Below are 15,907 nucleotides of genomic sequence, written 5' to 3' on the forward strand. Positions count from 1 at the left end.
GCGCTCTCCTCCATCAGTGGTCCGGCGGTGCGGCCGGTGGTGCGGCAGTGCGGCGTGCGCCCGATACTGCGGCCTGCGGCGGGGCGCGTCAACCGGTGGGTAACAAGCTGGGGCGCGAATTCCGCTCCGGGGCGTTTCGGAAATACCTTCGATACACGGTGGAGCGTTATTCCGAAATGCTTCTGACGGTTTTTCGGGAATTTCCGCGCCGCGCATGGACGGATTCGAAACCTGGCAGTAACTTACCTGTCGGTAGTAAAGCTGTGGCCCGGCTCGCACGACCCCCACTCGTTCTCTCTCCCCCAGGAGGAACCCGTGCTCAGCCCTGCCCGGAAACGCCGCACGACCCGCACCTCCCGGAAGCCCGCCCTGCTCGGCGCCGCGGCGCTGGGCGCGGCCCTCGCCCTGACCTCCACCAGTGCGCAGGCCGCCACCCCCGCCCCGCACCACTACGTGGCCCTCGGCGACTCCTACGCCGCCGGCGCCGGGGTGCCCGGCCAGTCGGCCGGCCTCTGCCTGCGCTCCGACCGCAACTACGGCCACCTGGTGGCGGCGGCCCTCAAGGCCGGCGCCTACACCGACGTCACCTGCGCCGCCGCCAAGGTGAAGGCGATGACGCAGCCCCAGTACGACGCGTTCATCCGGGTCAACGACCCGCAGCTGGACGCCGTCACCGCCGACACCGACCTGGTGACCCTCGGCATCGGCGGCAACGACCTCGGCGCCACCGACCTCGGGCTCGGCGAGCTGGTCGGCGTCTGCATCGCCGGCGCGGTGGTCAACCCGCTGGGCACGCCCTGCAAGGACGTCTTCCACCACGGCTACTGGGACTGGTCCAGCTGGTCCTGGCAGTACGGCAACGACGACCTGGCCGACCGGATCGCCGCCGCGAAGCCGCAGATCGCCGACACCCTGAAGCGCATCCACGCCAAGGCGCCGGGCGCCAAGGTGCTGCTGGTGGGCTACCCGTCCGTGCTGCCCTCCGACGGCTCGAAGTGCTTCCTGCGCCAGCCGGTCACCGCGGGCGACGTCGAGTACATGTACGGCGTGCTCGGCCAGTTGAACGCCATGCTCAAGGCCACCGCCCAGGCCGGCGGCGCCACCTACGTGGACACCGCCACCCCGACCAGGGGTCACGACGTCTGCGCGGACGACCGCTGGATCGAGGGCGCGCTGCCCGGCTCGCCGGCCGTCCCGTTCCACCCCAACGCCACCGGCGAGAAGGTGATGGCGGACGCGGTGCTCGCCGCGCTGAAGTAGCCGCACAACCCCGAGGGGGCGGTGACCGGGTGTCCGGTCACCGCCCCCTCGGTCGTGCCGCGGGCATCACGGCTTGATGCGGACCACCTGCGGGTCGTGGTCGCTCGCCTGGACGGCGAACTCGCTGTTGATGTGCACCACGTCGTACTTGGCGTACCCGACCTCGGGGCTGACCAGGATGTGGTCCAGCACCTGCGAGTTGCCCTGGTAGACGTAGGAGTACTGCTCCTTCTCGGGCAGCTCGTTCACCAGGTCGCGCAGCACGCCGTCCTTGGTGAGCGCGGCCAGCGCGGGCGAGAACTGGTAGTCGTTGAAGTCGCCGAGCGAGACCACCTTGGCCTCCTTGTCGGCGGCCAGCAGCTTGGCGACGAAGGCCTGCTCCAGCGTGGCCTGCTTGATCCGCTGCACCTCGGAGCTGCGGGCCGGGGCCTGGAACCGGCTGTCGATGCCCTGGTCGCCGCCCTTGCTGTTGAAGTGGTTGGCGATGACGAAGACCTTCTTGCCGCGGAAGGAGAACTGGCCCACCAGCGGCTTGCGGCTGTTCGCCCAGGCCTCGTCGCCCGGGGTGATCCGGCCGGGGGAGGCGGTCAGCGCGGTAGCCGCGCCGGTGCCGGTCACGTCCACGGCGGCGGTGGCGCTGCCACCGGGGATGTCCGTGAAGGAGACCCGCAGCGGGTTGAAGAGGAAGCCCTGACGGATGTTGCCGCCGGGCTCGCCGCCGTCCTTGCCGTCCACCGGGTCGATCGAGCGCCACTCGTACGCCGGGCCGCCGGCCGCCTTGATGGCGGCGACGAACTTGGCGACGGTCGCACTGGCGTCCACCGTGCCGTCGTTCTTGGCGCCGTTGTTGTCCTGGATCTCCTCCAGGGCGAGGACGTCGGGCGAGCGCAGGTTGGTGACGACGGCCTGGGCCAGCTCGGCGAACTTGGCGTCCGGGTTGCCGGGCGCGAGGTTCTCCACGTTGTAGGTGGCGATGGTCAGTTCGCGGTCGGCCGGCTGGGCCGTGACCTCGCGCGCCAGGTGGTTGTCCTGGAGCGCGCCGAGGGTGCCGGCGACCAGGGTGTAACCGCCGAAGCTGTTGTAGTCCAGCGGGCCGTCGGTGGTGCCGGTCAGCACGTCGCCGACGTTGGCCACCGGGAACGGCTGCTGGGCGACCGGCGCCTGCTGCTGCACCATCAGGCGGCCGACGTTGGGCTCCTCGTACGACTCGTACAGCACGCCGCCGCGCTGGCTCTTCTGGTCCTGCTTGTCGGCGGCGACCCAGAGCTCGTTGTACTTGTCGGTCGCCTGGATCACCCGGACGTCCTTGACCTGGACGCGCATGCCCTCCAGCGACTCGTAGAAGTCCAGGGTGTACTTCTCCGGCTGGAGCGGCAGGGACTCGATGGTGCCGCCCACCGGGGCCTGCGGCGTGTAGGTGCCGGGGATGTTGCGGGTGTCGACCACGACCGGCGCCGGCAGCGGGTTGCCGGCGGAGACCACGGTGACGGCCGGGTTGCTGAGCTGGGTGAGCGACTGCGAGCCGCCGTTGAAGTTCGGGTAGTACTCCGTCACCTTGCCGGTGACCAGCACCGAGTCGCCGACCTTGACGGTCGGGTTGGCGCTGCCGGTGTAGACGAAGACGCCCTCGCTGGTGGCCGGGTCGGCGTCCGGGTTCGGGTCCTGGATCCAGAAGCCCTTGGAGCCGTAGCCGCGCACGCCGGTGACGATACCGGGCACGCCCGCGACCGTCTTGCCGGTCCGGGCCGAGAGCCGGGTGGCGCCCTGGATGTCGTGGATCCGGACGGTGCCCGGCTCGGTCGGGCCGGTCGGGGTGGAGCCCTCGGCGACCTCGCCCTTGCTGTTGGTCGGGCTCGGGGCGCCCGCGGTGAGGTCCGCCGCGTTGTCGTCGGTGTCGGCGAGGCCCGCCTTGCGGGCCACCGAGGCGGTGTTGGAGGCGCCGGCCGCGGCGGCCGGGCCCTCGTGGACGACGGCGGTGCCGAAGCCGACCAGGTCCCGCACGCGCGGGTCGGCGGCGCAGTCGGCGGCGGTCTTGCAGGTCAGCGGGTCGGTGCCGTGGACCAGGGCGACGGTGCCGCTGGTGCCCGACAGGGCCAGCGCGCCGGCCGCGTCCGGGGTGGGCAGCTCGACGGTGCCGGCCGCGCCGGCCGCCTCGGCGACCAGGTAGCGCGCACCGGGCGCGATCGCGCCGGTCAGCGGGGTGACGCCCCACTGGGAGTTCGCGCCGGGGGTGCCGGATATGTACTGCACGCTCCAGCCGTCCAGGCCGAAGGCGGCGCCGCCCCTGTTGGCCAGCTCGATGAAGTCGTTCTTCAGCGTGGCACCCGAGTTGCCGCCGCCGCCGTACACCTCGGCGATCACCGCGTCGGCCGAGGGCGCGGCCACCGCGGCCGGCAGCGGGACGAGCACCAGCGAGGCGGCCAGACCGGCCGGGAGGAGGGTCGCGCGGAGCAGGGCGCGGCGCGAACGCGGGCGGGGAGCGGGGGAGGTGGTCACCTGGACGGGACTCCTTGGTCTGTCGTGACGCGCGGCGGCACGGCAACGGGGGCGGCACGTTTCGTCCGGCGGTCGTGGGGCCGCCGGGACGTGAGGGTGGGTCAAAGGTGGGCCGGGCAGGCGCGACCGCGCGCTACCCGCGTAGAAGCGCAGGCACGGGGATCCGGAACGGCCCCCCGCAGCGCCTTAAGATACGCGCGTAGAAAATGACGCGACAAGACCTCGGCGGTTAACAATCGGTACCGCCCCGGAGATCGCACCCGAAGCTGTGACGTGCACGACAGCTTCGGCGCCGACCGGCGGGTCGCGGGCGCCCCGGACGGCCCGGGCACCGGGCGGCGACCGGCCCGGCGGGCGTCGCCCGACGGCCGGTCACGACGCCGTCCGGCCGGGGGCCGCCGCGTCGACCGGCCCTACAGCCAACCCCGCTGAGCCGCCTTCAGGCCCGCCTCGAACCGGCTGCCCGCGTCCAGCCGCTCCATCAGCGCGGCCATCTGCCGGCGCACCGTCCGCACCGAGACGCCGAGCCGCTTGGCCGCCGCGTCGTCGGTGAGCCCCGTGGAGAGCAGCCGCAGCAGCTCGCGCTCGCCGGCGCTCAGGCCCGTCCCGGCGTCCTCGGCCCGGTGGGTGCCGAGCGGGACGGCCGTCTCCCAGGTCTGCTCGAAGAGCGCGACCAGCGAGGCGACGATGCCCGGCTCCTCGGTGCACAGCGCGCCGAGCCGGGTGTTCTCCGGGTCGATCGGCACCACGGCGGTGGACCGGTCGAAGACCAGCATCCTGGGCGGCAGCACCGGCGCGGTGCGCACCCGGCCGCCGAGACCGGTCATCCACTGCGCGTACCCGAGGGTCTCCGGGTCGTTGCGGACGCTGTCCTGGTAGATGGTGCGCAGGCTCACCCCGCGCACCAGGGCGTCCTCGTCCAGCGGCCGGGAGGCGGCCAGGCTGGCCGCGGACTGCGCGCCGCCGGGCATCACCGCGAGGCACTCGGAGGTCAGCCGGGCGGTCAGCACCTCCAGCTTGGCCTGGATGGCGTCCAGGCCGACCAGCCGCTCGCCGCCGTCCACCAGGGTGCTCGCGCGCAGCGTCGCGTACTCGGCCACCGCCCGTGCCACCGCCGCCTTGGAGACGGCCAGCTCCTGCTGGCGCCGGGCCAGGTCCTCCTCCTGACGGCGCAGCAGCAGCTCCAGGCCGCGCTCCGGGCTGACCGGCCAGAAGGCCCCGGGGCGCTCGCGGGAGGCGCGCAGCAGGGTGAGGTCGGCGAGCCGGTCCAGGGCCTCCCGGACGGCGCGCTCGGGCAGCCGGAGCCGCTCGCAGAGCTCGACGACGCCACCCTCGGGGTCGGCCAGCATCTCGCGGTAGACGGCCTCCGCGGTGGTGTCGAGCCCCAGCAGTTCCAGCACTTCCACGACCCCTGATCGTCGCAATGGGATTATCGGGCGATCCGCGGCTCGATCCTTGCGCCGTGACTCCGGCGTCACAAGGCATGATCCGGTCAAGCGACTCGGGTGTACACCGGCCCGCGCCGGGGAACCACGCCGACAGCCCTGCCGGAGCGCTGCGGGAGTGCCGCCCCGGGCTCCGCCGCGGGGGCACCGGGGGCGGGCCCGGCGAGCGCCCCCGGACGCCGGCCCCGGGCGCCGCGCGGAGGTCCGGCCGAAGGGCCGGCCGGCGCTTCCGCCAGCCGGTTGCAGCTTGCTGCCTGTCCTGTTGCTGCCCGCTGCCGCCCTTCCCGCCGAAGGCCCGCCACCGGGAGGATTCCCCGTGCGTGCACCCTCCCCGCGCTCCACCGCCCCGCGCCTGTCCACCGCCCCGCGATCCGCCCCTTCGCGCCCTGAACCACTGTGCCCAGAACAGGAACCGTCGTGCCCAAGACCGTCCGGCTGCTCGCCGCCGCCGCCCTCGCACTCTCCCTCGCCACCGCCGCCGCGCCCGCCTTCGCCGCCCAGCCGTCCACCCCCGCCACCGCTGCCGCCGCCCCGGCGGGCAACGCGGCCGCCGGGGACGGCATCGGCTGGGACGTCGCGCTGCCCGGGGCGATCGGCTGGGACGTCAACGCCACCGGCACCCCCGGCATCGGCTGGGACTGACCATTCGGTGTTCTCCGTCCACCTGACCCTCCTGGAGGTCTCCGCCGCGCCGACGGGCGAGGCGGGGGCCGCCGACGTCCAGGCAGCTCTGTGGGGGTGCGCGGGGCCGGGCGACGGGCTGGAGCACGTGCGCGCCTGCGCCGTCCCGGGCGGCGTGGGCCTGGTGCTGTACGTCCGGGCCCCGGACCAGGGCGTGGCCGAGCTGCGGGCGCTGGCCCTGCTCGACCGCACGCTGGCGGCCGGACCGACCGGCCGCTTCGCGCCCGCGATGCCCTGACCGCGTCGCCCCGGCCGCTTTCCGGCCTTCCGTAGGGGTTTCCACCGATCCCCACCCCTCGGAAATTTGGCCGATTTCGAGCGCTCGCCTCCACCGGCCGGGCACATCGGACCCACGCCGGCACCACCTGGGGGCGGATCACGGCTCCGGCACGGGCGCGGACGGACAGCACGGCGGGCCGGCCCGGGGTCCCCCACCCCGGGCCGGCCCGCCGTCGTTCCGCCGCCGGACCTGCGGCTACTCGGTCTTCTCCGCCGCGGCCGCCAGGCCCGCCGACCACTTCTCCTCGACCCTGCCGAGCTTCCAGTAGGCGATCGCCGCCGCCCAGGTGAGCACGAAGAGGCCGACGATGGCGTAGCCGACGAAGTTCAGGTCCAGCTCGCCGATCCAGGCGACCGGCCCGCTGGTGATCTCCAGCTTCTCGCCGAGCAGCCCGATCAGCTCGATCGAGCCGATGACGAGCGCGACCACCACCGAGAGACCGGTGACGGTCAGGTTGTAGTAGATCTTGCGGACGGGCTTGGAGAACGCCCACTCGTAGGCGAAGTTCATGAACGAGCCGTCGATGGTGTCCAGCAGGCTCATCCCCGCCGCGAACAGCACCGGCAGCACCAGCAGCGCGTACCAGGGCAGCTGGAACGCGGCCGCGCCGCCCGCCAGGACCAGCAGGGAGACCTCGGTCGCGGTGTCGAAGCCGAGGCCGAACAGCAGGCCGACCGGGTACATGTGCCAGGGCTTGGTGACGGCCTTGGTCACCCGGCCCAGGATGCGGTTCATGAAGCCGCGCTTGTCGAGCTGCTGCTCCAGCTCGGCCTCGTCGAACTCGCCCTCGCGCATCTTGCGGAACACCTTGAGGATGCCGTTGAAGGCGCCCAGGTTGATCAGGCCGATGAGCAGCAGGAACGTCCCGGAGACGGTGACGCCGATCAGGCCGGTCGTGTCGTGCAGGGTGGAGTCGTCGGACTCGACCTGCCCGGCCAGGGACTGGATGCCGAAGGCGAGCAGCGCGCAGAGGCCGAAGACGATCGAGGAGTGGCCCAGCGAGAACCAGAAGCCGACCGAGAGCGGCCGCTTGCCCTGGCCCATCAGCTTGCGGGTGGTGTTGTCGATGGCGGCGATGTGGTCCGCGTCGAAGGCGTGCCGCATGCCCAGGGTGTAGGCGGTGAGGCCCATGCCGGCGCCGAACACCTGGCCGCCGACGTCGTAGTGCTCGGGGGCGATGACCGCGAGGAGGGTGAACCAGCCGATCACGTGCAGCGCGAGGATGAAGCCGCCCATACCGGCCAGGCGGACCCATTCCTCACGGGTGAGCCGGTCGCGCCATCTGACGGCGGTGGCACCTGCGGCGGGGCTGGACATCGTGTCGTCCTTTCGGGGGAGCGTGCGGAGCTGGGCCATCTTTCCCTCGCGACGGAAGCACTTGCAAGTCATACGCAATTACTGATGGGGGGCGGCCGAATACCCGACGGCGCGCGAGGGGCGCATTCCGGGAGCACCCCCTTCCTCCCAAAGATCGTCATGTACCGTACAAATCCTCGTAACCTCCGAAGGCTTTCACCGCCCCCACCTCCGCGCGGATACTCAGGTTCTACGCGCGAATACTCGGGCGCCGAAACCTCAACTCCCCACGGAGGAACGGCATATGATCCGCATGAGAATGGCTGCCGCACTGGCCGCCCCGGCCCTCCTCACGGTCGGCCTCACCGGCCTGGCCCCCACCGCCACGGCCTCCCCCGGCACCGCCCCCGCCCCCACCGCGGCGGCCGCGGCCCCCCACCGCGTGCTGTTCGACAACACCAAGGCCGAGACCGCCGGCAACGCCGACTGGATCATCTCCACCAGCCAGCCCGACCCGCTGGCCCAGAACGCCAACCCCAGCACCGAGAAGAGCTGGACGGGCGCGCTCTCCGCCTGGGGCGTCGCCCTGCAGAAGACCGGCCAGTACAGCCTCAAGACCCTCCCGGCCGGCTCCACCATCAGCTACGGCACCGGGGCCGCGCTCGACCTCGCCAACTTCGACACCTTCGTGGTGCCCGAGCCGAACATCCGCTTCAGCGCCGCCGAGAAGGCCGCCCTGATCCGCTTCGTGCAGAACGGCGGCGGGCTCTTCCTCATCTCCGACCACAACCAGAGCGACCGCAACAACGACGGCTGGGACTCCCCCGCCGTCATCAACGACCTGCTCACCAACAACGGGGTGAACAACAACGACCCCTTCGGCTTCAGCGTCGACGTCAAGAACATCTCCACCGACAACCCGCGCGCCGTCAACGACGCCGCCGACCCCGTCCTGCACGGCCCCTTCGGCACCGTCACCGGCTCGATCCTGCGCTCCGGCACGACCTTCACGCTGAAGCCCGCCGACAACCCCTCGGTCAAGGGCCTGCTCTACCGCACCGGCTACAGCGGCACCACCGGCGCCTTCTTCGTCACCAGCGGCTACGGCAGCGGCCGGGTCGCGATCTGGGGCGACAGCTCCCCGGCGGACGACGGCACCGGGCAGTCCGGCAACACCCTCTACGACGGCTGGAACGACCCGGCGGGCACCAACGCCGCCCTCGCCCTCAACGCCACCGCCTGGCTCAGCAAGGCCTGACACCCGGGCACCCGCCCGCCCCTCGTCGTCGGGGCGTCGGCCCCGGTCGGGGCGCCGGCTCCCGCCAGGGCGCCGGCTCACGCCAGGGCCCCGGCTCCCGTCAGGGCCCCGGCTCCCATCAGGACATCGGCGGCATCCTCCCCTAGGGTCGGACTGCTGACGCCTGCGGCGCGGGCGGGCCACCGGGCCCGCCCCGCACCGTGGCCCGCCGAGCGGGACTCCCGCCACCGGGGCCCCGCCGATCCGGGACTCGATGGGAGCGGCCATGCCCTCGTACCCCTACCGCACCGTCCGCGAGGACGTACGAGTCCCGCTGCCCGACGGCACCGAGCTCTTCGCCCGCCTCTGGCGCCCGGTGACCGACGACCCCGTCCCCGTGGTGCTGGAGTACTCCGCCGGGCGCCTCAGTGACTGGACGGCCGACGACGACGCCCGCCGCCACCCCTGGTACGCCGGCCACGGCTACGCCTCCGTCCGGGTCGACACCCGCGGCCACGGCAACTCCGGCGGCCGGCCCGACGGCGGCGACGACGACCGCACCGACGGCGGCGACGACCGCACCGGCGACGGCCGGGAACTCGCCGACGGCGTCGAGCTCCTGCACCGGCTCGCCGCCGAACCCTGGTGCACCGGCCGGATCGGCCTGCTCGGCACCGGCCCGGCCGGTGCCACCGCCCTGCGGCTGGCCGCCCGCGCCCCGGGCGCCGTGCACGCCGTGGTCGCCGCCTGCCCCGACGGCGGCCACCGCCTCGGCGGCGCCGCCCTCGCCGCCGACCTCCACGCCCGCGCCACCGCCCGGCTCGCCGACGCGGCCCGCCCGCCGGACCCGCAGTACGTCGGCGACGACTGGCGGGCGATGTGGCGGGAGCGGCTCGACGCCCTGGAGCCGGCCTTCCCCGCCCGGCTCGCCGCCGGCTGGGGCGCCCTGCCGGACACCGCCGCCGTCCCCACCCTCGCCGTCGCCGGCTGGGGCGACCCGTCCTGCGCGGCGGTCCTGCGCCTGCTCGCCGCCGGGACCGACCGCGTCCCCGTCCGCGCGGTACTCGGCCCCTGGGCGCACGGCCTGCCGGACGACGTCCTGCCCGAGACGCTGCGCTGGTGGGACCACTGGCTCAAGGACGCCGACAGCGGCGCGCTCCGGACCCCGGCCCTGCGCAGCTGGATCGGCACCCGCTGGACCGCCGACGACCCCTGGCCCTCGCCCGACGTCCGCGCCGTCCGCTACGGCCTCGACGGCCCGCTGCGCACCGCCGGCACCGCCTCCGACGACCGCCACGTCCACGTCCGCTCCCCGCAGCACACCGGCCTCAACGCCGGCGCGTACGTCCCGCTCGGCCGCCCCGCCGACCGGCCGCCGGACCAGCGGGAGGAGGACGGGCGCTCGGTCTGCTTCGACTCGCTTCCGCTGCCCGAACCGCTCGAACTCCTCGGCGCCCCGTCCCTGCGGCTGCGGCTGCGGCCCTCCGCCGCCACCGGCCCGGTCGTCGCCCGCCTCTGCGACGTAGCCCCCGACGGCACCTCCACCCTGGTCACCCGGGGCGCCCTGCTCACCGCCCCGCCGGCGCCGGACGTCACCGTCGAACTGGCCGCCACCGGCCACACCGTCCCGCCCGGCCACCGCCTCAGGCTCGCGCTCTCCTCCAGCTACTGGCCGTGGTTCTGGCCCGACCCCGAACCCGCCGGCTTCGGGCTCGACCCCTCCCACAGCACCCTGACCCTGCCCGTCCGCCACCTCGCCGCCGACGCCGGCGCCGCCCCCGTCGCCTTCGCCTCCCCCACCCTCCCGCTCCCGCCGCCCGTCCACGTCACCGAGCCGCTCACCGCCCGCCCCGAACGCCTCACCGTCCACGACATCGCCCGCCACGAGTGGCGCACCGAGCTCTCCCCCGCCACCGACGGCACCCGCACCCACCCCGACGGCCTGGTCCGCGACGAGCACACCGTCACCGCCTACCGGATCCTCACCGCCGCCCCCACCAGCGCCCAGGCCCGCAGCGACCGCACCGTCCGCCTGGAACGCCCCGCCATCGGCTGGGACGTCACCCTCCAGACCCGCACCGAACTCCGTTGCACCCCCACCCACTTCCTCGCCCACACCCGCCTGACCGCCCTCGAGGGCGGCGACGTCGTCTTCACCCGCGACTGGCAACAGCAGATCCCCCGCGACGCGCCGTAGTCCTGCCCCACAGATGACCCAAAGTAAGCCTTATATCTTTTCCTTCACAGCCCAGAAGTGTTTATATACGCCCATGAAGACACTGGGCCTGATCGGCGGGATGAGCTGGGAGTCCACCGCCGAGTACTACCGGACGCTCAACCAGCTCACCCGCGCGCGGCTCGGCGGGCTGCACTCCGCCCGGCTGGTGCTCCACTCCGTCGACTTCGCCGACATCGAACGCCTTCAGACGCAGGGCCGTTGGACGGAGGCCGGCGAAGTCCTCGCCGACGCGGCGCGCTCGCTGGAGGCGGCCGGCGCCGAGCTGCTGCTGATCTGCACCAACACCATGCACCGGGTGGCCGACCAGGTCGAGGCGGCCGTCTCCGTGCCGCTGCTCCACCTCGCCGACGCGACCGCCGGCGCCGTCCGGGCCGCCGGGCTGCGCCGGGTCGGCCTGCTGGGGACGGCGTTCACGATGGAGCAGGACTTCTACCGGGGCCGGCTGGAGGCGAACGGCCTCACCGTCCTCGTGCCCGACACGGACGGGCGCGCCCTCGTCCACCGGGTGATCTACGAGGAGCTCTGCCTCGGCGTCGTCCGCGAGGAGTCGCGCGCGGCGTACCGGCGGGTGATCGAGGAGCTGGTCGCCGCCGGCGCCGAGGGCGTGATCCTCGGCTGCACCGAGATCGAGCTGCTGGTCCGCGACGAGGACAGCGCGGTGCCGCTCTTCCCGACCGCCCGCCTGCACGCCGAGGCCGCCGTCGAGGCGGCGCTCGCGGACAGGGCGTAGCCGGGCCCCGCGCCGCCGTCCCCGGTGCGGCGGCGCGGGGCCCGCGGGTCAGGACCGCCAGGCGGGGTCGGTGACGATCGCCTTGAGCTGGTCGAGGCTCAGCGCGGGCGTACCGGGCCGGGCGGTGTAGCCGTTCTCGCCGTTCTGCTCGGAGACCAACACCTGCCGACCGTCCGGGAAGTACGCCGTGGCCACCCAGTGCAGGACCGGGTCGACGGCGGTCTTGCCGTTCCCGAACCGGTTGAGCACCACCAGCGTCCCGTCGGGCAGCAGCTCGTGGACCTCCAGCGGCGTCGGGACGCCCTCCTCCACGGCCCTCCGCTCCGCCAGCCCCCGCGCACCGGGCGGCTCCACGAACACCGAGAGCAGGCTGCCGCGCTCCTCGAACGCCACCAGCAGGTTGGCGCCCTCACCGCCCCGCACCACGGTGTGGGTGGCGCCCGGCGGGAGCAGCGGGGCCACCCGGGCGATCAACTCGGCCGCCGACGGGCCCTGTTCGGTGCTCGGCGACGCGGCGGGGCGCGACGGCCCGGGCGGGTTGGCCCGCGCCGGGAGCGCGTCCAGGACCCGCTCCCAGGCCGGCGCGGTCACCAGGGCGCGCAGCTGCTCGGCGTCCAGCGGGGGGTTCTCCCGGTTGGACGCGGACGGCTGGCCGTTGTGCTCGATGATCTGGACCCGGCGGCCGTCCGCCGCCGCCCAGGTCGCCCGCCACTCCCGGTGGTCCGCGTGATTCCGGTCCCGGAGCTTGTCGATCACCACCGCGGACCCGTCGGGAGCCTCGGTGCGCTCGCAGGAGTCCTGCGGCATGCTGAACGGGTCCATGCAGACGGCGCCCGCGGCCGGCAGCAGCTCGGTGCGGTCGACGGTGAAGGAGATCCAGCTCTCCCCCTTGCCGTCGTCGAAGGCGAGCGTGCCGCCGGTCTCGTACGGGTCGCCGGTGCCCCCGGGCACGCCGGGTGTCCCCGCGTACATCACCTTGACCGCGCCGGGCGGCAGCAGGCCGCTCACCAGCCGCACCACCTCCTCGGAGGACATGTGCACCGCCGGCTCCGCCGGCCCGGCCGCGTCCGACCCGCCGGCGCCCACCACGAAGCCCCCGGTGGCCAGGACCAGCACCGCCAGCCCGCCGGCCACCAGCGCCCGCCGCCGGTTCCGCCGCTGCCGGCCGCGCCGCTCGGCCCCCACGGTGAGCAGGTGCACCGCCGGCTCCGGCGCCAGGGCGGCCGCACCGCGCAGGGCACGGGCGAAGTCGTCCCGGAAGGCGTCCGTGCGGCCGCCCTCGAACTCGTCGTCAACTGACACGGCGAAGCACCGCCTTCTCGGTGGTGGGGCCCGGCTCGCCCGACCCCGGGCGGACGGCGGCGAAGTCGTCGCCGAGTGTGTCGCGCATCCGGGCCAGCGCCCGGCTGCTCCGGGAGCGCACGGCCGTACCGCTCAGGCGCAGCGCGGCCGCCGTCTCCTCGACGCTGCGGTCCTCCCAGAACCGCAGCACCAGCACGGCCCGGTCCTGGGCCGGCAGTTCCCCCAGCGCCCGAAGCAGCGTCAGCCGCAGCGCCGGGTCCGGGTCGTCGACGGCGATCTCGGGGACGGCGTCCACGACCCGCTCGGAGCTGCTGCGCCGGCGCCGGTGCGAGAGGAAGGTGTTGACCAGCACGGTCTGGGCGTAGCCGCTCGGGTTGTCGAGCCGGGCTATCCGGCGCCATTTCACGAAGATCCGGCCGAGGGCCTCCTGGACGAGGTCCTCCGCCAGGTGCGCGTCGCCGCCGGTGAGCAGGAAGGCGGTGCGCAGCAGGTGCCGCCCCCGGGACGCGACGAAGTCCGGGAACTCGGGCGGCGGCGCCTCGGCCGGGGTGTCCGCGCTCGGTGTTTGGTCCATGCCCTTCTAACGCCGTTGACCCCCCGTCGTGTGGCAGCCCTCGGACAACGACCTCCGCCGGGCCGCCGCCACCGCCTGCGGCCCGGACCTCGGGGGCGCTCCGCGCGTGCTGTGGGCGGTGCCGCCCGCCGGCCGGTGGAGCGGGCCGTTTCGGCATGTGGCGGCCCGGGGCGGTGCCGGAGCCGCACGTGCACGATCACGGTGTTCGGGACCGGCCGATTCGGTGGCGAACCAGTCGTATTCGCCCCGCCGGAATTCCTGCGGACCGGCGGGAGGAATCGGCCGAAAGCTGGCCGGAACAGCACGGTCGCCCAGGCAGTGCCGCTCGGCCGCGGTGGCCGGAATTCTTCCTTTCCGGCCGCCGACGGGCCGTGGTACGAATGATCAGCACGTCCACGTACGCAGAGGTCGAGCCGCCGCCGGGGCCCGGGAACCGGGGCCGGTGGCCGTCCTCTCTGCACGCCGACGCCGGGGGGCGGGGCCGGGTCCATCGCGGTCCGCCCACGGCTTTCTCGGCGTCACGCGGGTGTTCCACGCACGGGGGGATGAATCACCATGGGGGAATTCTCCGGATCGGTTCCGGCGGAAGTGACGGCGGTCCCGCTGCCGTCACCGCTTCCACCGGTTTCCGACACCGACCGACCCGAGCCGTTCGAGACGAACGCGCGGCGGAACCGACCCTCTGCCGCGTGTCCACACGTCCTCGACCGCCAAAGGTAGGCACCATCATGTCTCTTTCGCGTCCGCGCGCCGCATGGCTGACCGCCCTGTTCGCCGCCACCGCCACCGGCGGGCTGCTGGCCGCCCCCACCCAGGCCGGCGCCGTCGTCGGCGACGCCGCGCCGAACGGCTCCTACGCGTTCACCGCCAAGATCGACATCGGCAACGGCAAGCGCGCCTGCACCGGGGCCCTGGTCGACCAGTTCTGGGTGATCACCGCTGCGAGTTGTTTCGCCGACAACCCGGAACAGCCGTCCACCGTCCCCGCCGGGAAGCCGGTGCTGCCGACCACCGTCACCGTCGGCCGCACCGACCTGACCACGACCGCGGGCCAGGTCCGCGACGTGGTCGAGCTCGTCCCCCGCCCCGACCGCGACCTCGTCCTCGCCCGCCTGGTCAACCCGGTCACCGACATCACCCCGCTGGCCGTCTCCACCACCGCGCCGGCCCTCGGCGAGGAGCTCCAGGTGCCCGGTTACGGCCGTACCGCCACGGAGTGGCTGCCCGACCAGCTGCACAGCGCCGCCTTCACCGTCGCCGCCGTCAAGCCGGCCGGCCTCGACATCGCCCCCAAGGCCGGCACCGCCGCCGCCGTCTGCAAGGGCGACACCGGGAGCCCGGCGGTCCGCACGGTCAACGGCAAGGCGGAGCTGGCGGGCGTCACCAGCCGCTCCTGGCAGAACGGCTGCCTCGGCAGCACCGAGACCGCGCACAGCGGCGCCGCCGGCGTCCGCGTCGACGACCTCGGCAGCTGGATCCAGCAGGTCCGCGCGACCGACTGGAAGACCCCGCTCGTCAACGCCAACAGCGGGAAGTGCCTGGAGATCGACAACTCGCAGCTGGTCAACGGCGCCCGCGCCCAGCAGTGGACCTGCTACGACATGCCCACCTCGCGCTGGATCTTCCACTGGGTCGGCGACAGCTGGGAGGTCGTCAACTCCAACAGCGGCAAGGCGCTGGAGATCGCGGACTCGCTGAAGACCGACGGCGCGCCCGCCCAGCAGTGGGGCTACGCCGGCATCGCCACGCAGAAGTGGGACCTGGTCAAGGGCACGGCCGGCTACGCGCTGAAGAACCGCAACAGCGGCAAGGCGCTGGAGATCGACAACTCGCTGAAGACCGACGGCGCCCTGGCCCAGCAGTGGACCTACTACGGCATCCCGACCCAGGAGTGGGCCTTCTCCTACTGACCTCGTCCGACGCCGTACGACCCCGAGGCCGCCCCGGTTCCGACCGGGGCGGCCCCGTCGGCGCTCACGGCCAGCCGGTCGGCTTCGCGGTCACGGTCGCCCTGGCCGCGACGATCGCGGCGCACGCCCGCCGCACCTCCGTGGCCGCCCAGTCGGGCGGCAGCGGCCCCTGCGCCCTGAGGGCCGCGGCCCGGTGCTGGAGGTCGCGGAGCGCGCCGCCCTGGGCACTGGACAGGCCCATCTCCTGGTAGTCGCCGAGGTCGGTGCCGCCGTCGAGGTACGTCTGCAACCAGGGCGTGATGCTCAGCACGCAGTCCGCCAACGGGTCGACCGACGGCGGACCGGCCGACGCCGTCGTGACGGCCGCTCCGCCGCACCCCGACACCGCCGCCACCACGACCAGACCGGCCACGAGCCTCATCCGCATGCCCGCAGTGTGGGCCCGGTCGGCCGGCCG

The 15,907-nt window shown here is 73.9% G+C and carries 13 protein-coding genes; 7 read left to right on the forward strand and 6 right to left on the reverse strand.

The window, feature by feature from the left end; all coding sequences use genetic code 11:
* Positions 1-315 precede the first annotated feature (315 nt).
* Positions 316-1,260 carry an SGNH/GDSL hydrolase family protein gene (locus ACWDRR_RS37345; RefSeq protein ID WP_449776726.1) on the forward strand — a complete coding sequence of 315 codons (945 nt, stop codon included), beginning with the start codon at positions 316-318 and terminating at the stop codon, positions 1,258-1,260.
* A 66-nt stretch (positions 1,261-1,326) separates the two neighbouring features.
* Here ACWDRR_RS37345 and ACWDRR_RS37350 read toward each other — a convergent pair whose 3' ends face one another.
* A complete protein-coding gene (locus tag ACWDRR_RS37350; RefSeq protein WP_449776727.1) occupies positions 1,327-3,756 on the reverse strand; it encodes an endonuclease/exonuclease/phosphatase family protein in 2,430 nt (809 codons plus the stop codon).
* 413 nt (positions 3,757-4,169) lie between these two features.
* Positions 4,170-5,156: a helix-turn-helix transcriptional regulator gene (locus ACWDRR_RS37355; protein ID WP_449776754.1), complete on the reverse strand. Its 987-nt coding sequence runs from the start codon at positions 5,154-5,156 to the stop codon at positions 4,170-4,172.
* 462 nt (positions 5,157-5,618) lie between these two features.
* On the opposite strand from ACWDRR_RS37355, the gene ACWDRR_RS37360 reads away from it, so the two are divergent.
* Positions 5,619-5,843, forward strand: coding sequence for a hypothetical protein (locus ACWDRR_RS37360; RefSeq protein WP_449776728.1), 225 nt, complete (start codon positions 5,619-5,621; stop codon positions 5,841-5,843).
* A gap of 7 nt (positions 5,844-5,850) precedes the next feature.
* Entirely contained in the window at positions 5,851-6,120 is a 270-nt protein-coding gene (locus ACWDRR_RS37365) for a hypothetical protein (RefSeq protein WP_380572889.1), read from the forward strand.
* Between the two features lie 237 nt (positions 6,121-6,357).
* Here the strand turns inward: ACWDRR_RS37365 and ACWDRR_RS37370 are convergent, their stop codons facing one another.
* On the reverse strand, positions 6,358-7,479 hold the full coding sequence (locus ACWDRR_RS37370) for a HoxN/HupN/NixA family nickel/cobalt transporter (RefSeq protein WP_449776729.1): 1,122 nt from the start codon (positions 7,477-7,479) through the stop codon (positions 6,358-6,360).
* 298 nt (positions 7,480-7,777) lie between these two features.
* On the opposite strand from ACWDRR_RS37370, the gene ACWDRR_RS37375 reads away from it, so the two are divergent.
* The 3 genes from ACWDRR_RS37375 (at position 7,778) to ACWDRR_RS37385 (ending at position 11,664) form a co-directional block, all read left to right on the forward strand.
* On the forward strand, positions 7,778-8,716 hold the full coding sequence (locus tag ACWDRR_RS37375; RefSeq protein ID WP_449776730.1) for a hydrolase: 939 nt from the start codon (positions 7,778-7,780) through the stop codon (positions 8,714-8,716).
* Between the two features lie 265 nt (positions 8,717-8,981).
* The gene (locus ACWDRR_RS37380; protein ID WP_449776731.1) at positions 8,982-10,892 is read left to right on the forward strand and encodes a CocE/NonD family hydrolase; all 1,911 of its coding nucleotides are present in this window, start codon (positions 8,982-8,984) and stop codon (positions 10,890-10,892) included.
* A gap of 73 nt (positions 10,893-10,965) precedes the next feature.
* Positions 10,966-11,664, forward strand: coding sequence for an aspartate/glutamate racemase family protein (locus ACWDRR_RS37385; RefSeq protein WP_449776732.1), 699 nt, complete (start codon positions 10,966-10,968; stop codon positions 11,662-11,664).
* A gap of 48 nt (positions 11,665-11,712) precedes the next feature.
* On the opposite strand, the gene ACWDRR_RS37390 is transcribed toward ACWDRR_RS37385, so the two are convergent.
* Both ACWDRR_RS37390 and ACWDRR_RS37395 read right to left on the reverse strand, forming a co-directional pair.
* On the reverse strand, positions 11,713-12,966 hold the full coding sequence (locus ACWDRR_RS37390) for a hypothetical protein (RefSeq protein WP_449776733.1): 1,254 nt from the start codon (positions 12,964-12,966) through the stop codon (positions 11,713-11,715).
* On the reverse strand, positions 12,956-13,540 hold the full coding sequence (locus ACWDRR_RS37395) for a SigE family RNA polymerase sigma factor (protein WP_449776734.1): 585 nt from the start codon (positions 13,538-13,540) through the stop codon (positions 12,956-12,958). Before ACWDRR_RS37395 ends, ACWDRR_RS37390 begins: the two co-directional genes overlap by 11 nt.
* Positions 13,541-14,268: 728 nt before the next feature.
* Here ACWDRR_RS37395 and ACWDRR_RS37400 point away from each other — a divergent pair.
* Entirely contained in the window at positions 14,269-15,450 is a 1,182-nt protein-coding gene (locus ACWDRR_RS37400; protein WP_449776735.1) for an RICIN domain-containing protein, read from the forward strand.
* A 64-nt stretch (positions 15,451-15,514) separates the two neighbouring features.
* On the opposite strand, the gene ACWDRR_RS37405 is transcribed toward ACWDRR_RS37400, so the two are convergent.
* Complete coding sequence (locus ACWDRR_RS37405) at positions 15,515-15,877, reverse strand: hypothetical protein (RefSeq protein WP_449776736.1); 363 nt, start codon at positions 15,875-15,877, stop codon at positions 15,515-15,517.
* Positions 15,878-15,907: the final 30 nt, after the last annotated feature.

Source organism: Kitasatospora sp. NPDC003701 (assembly GCF_053587085.1).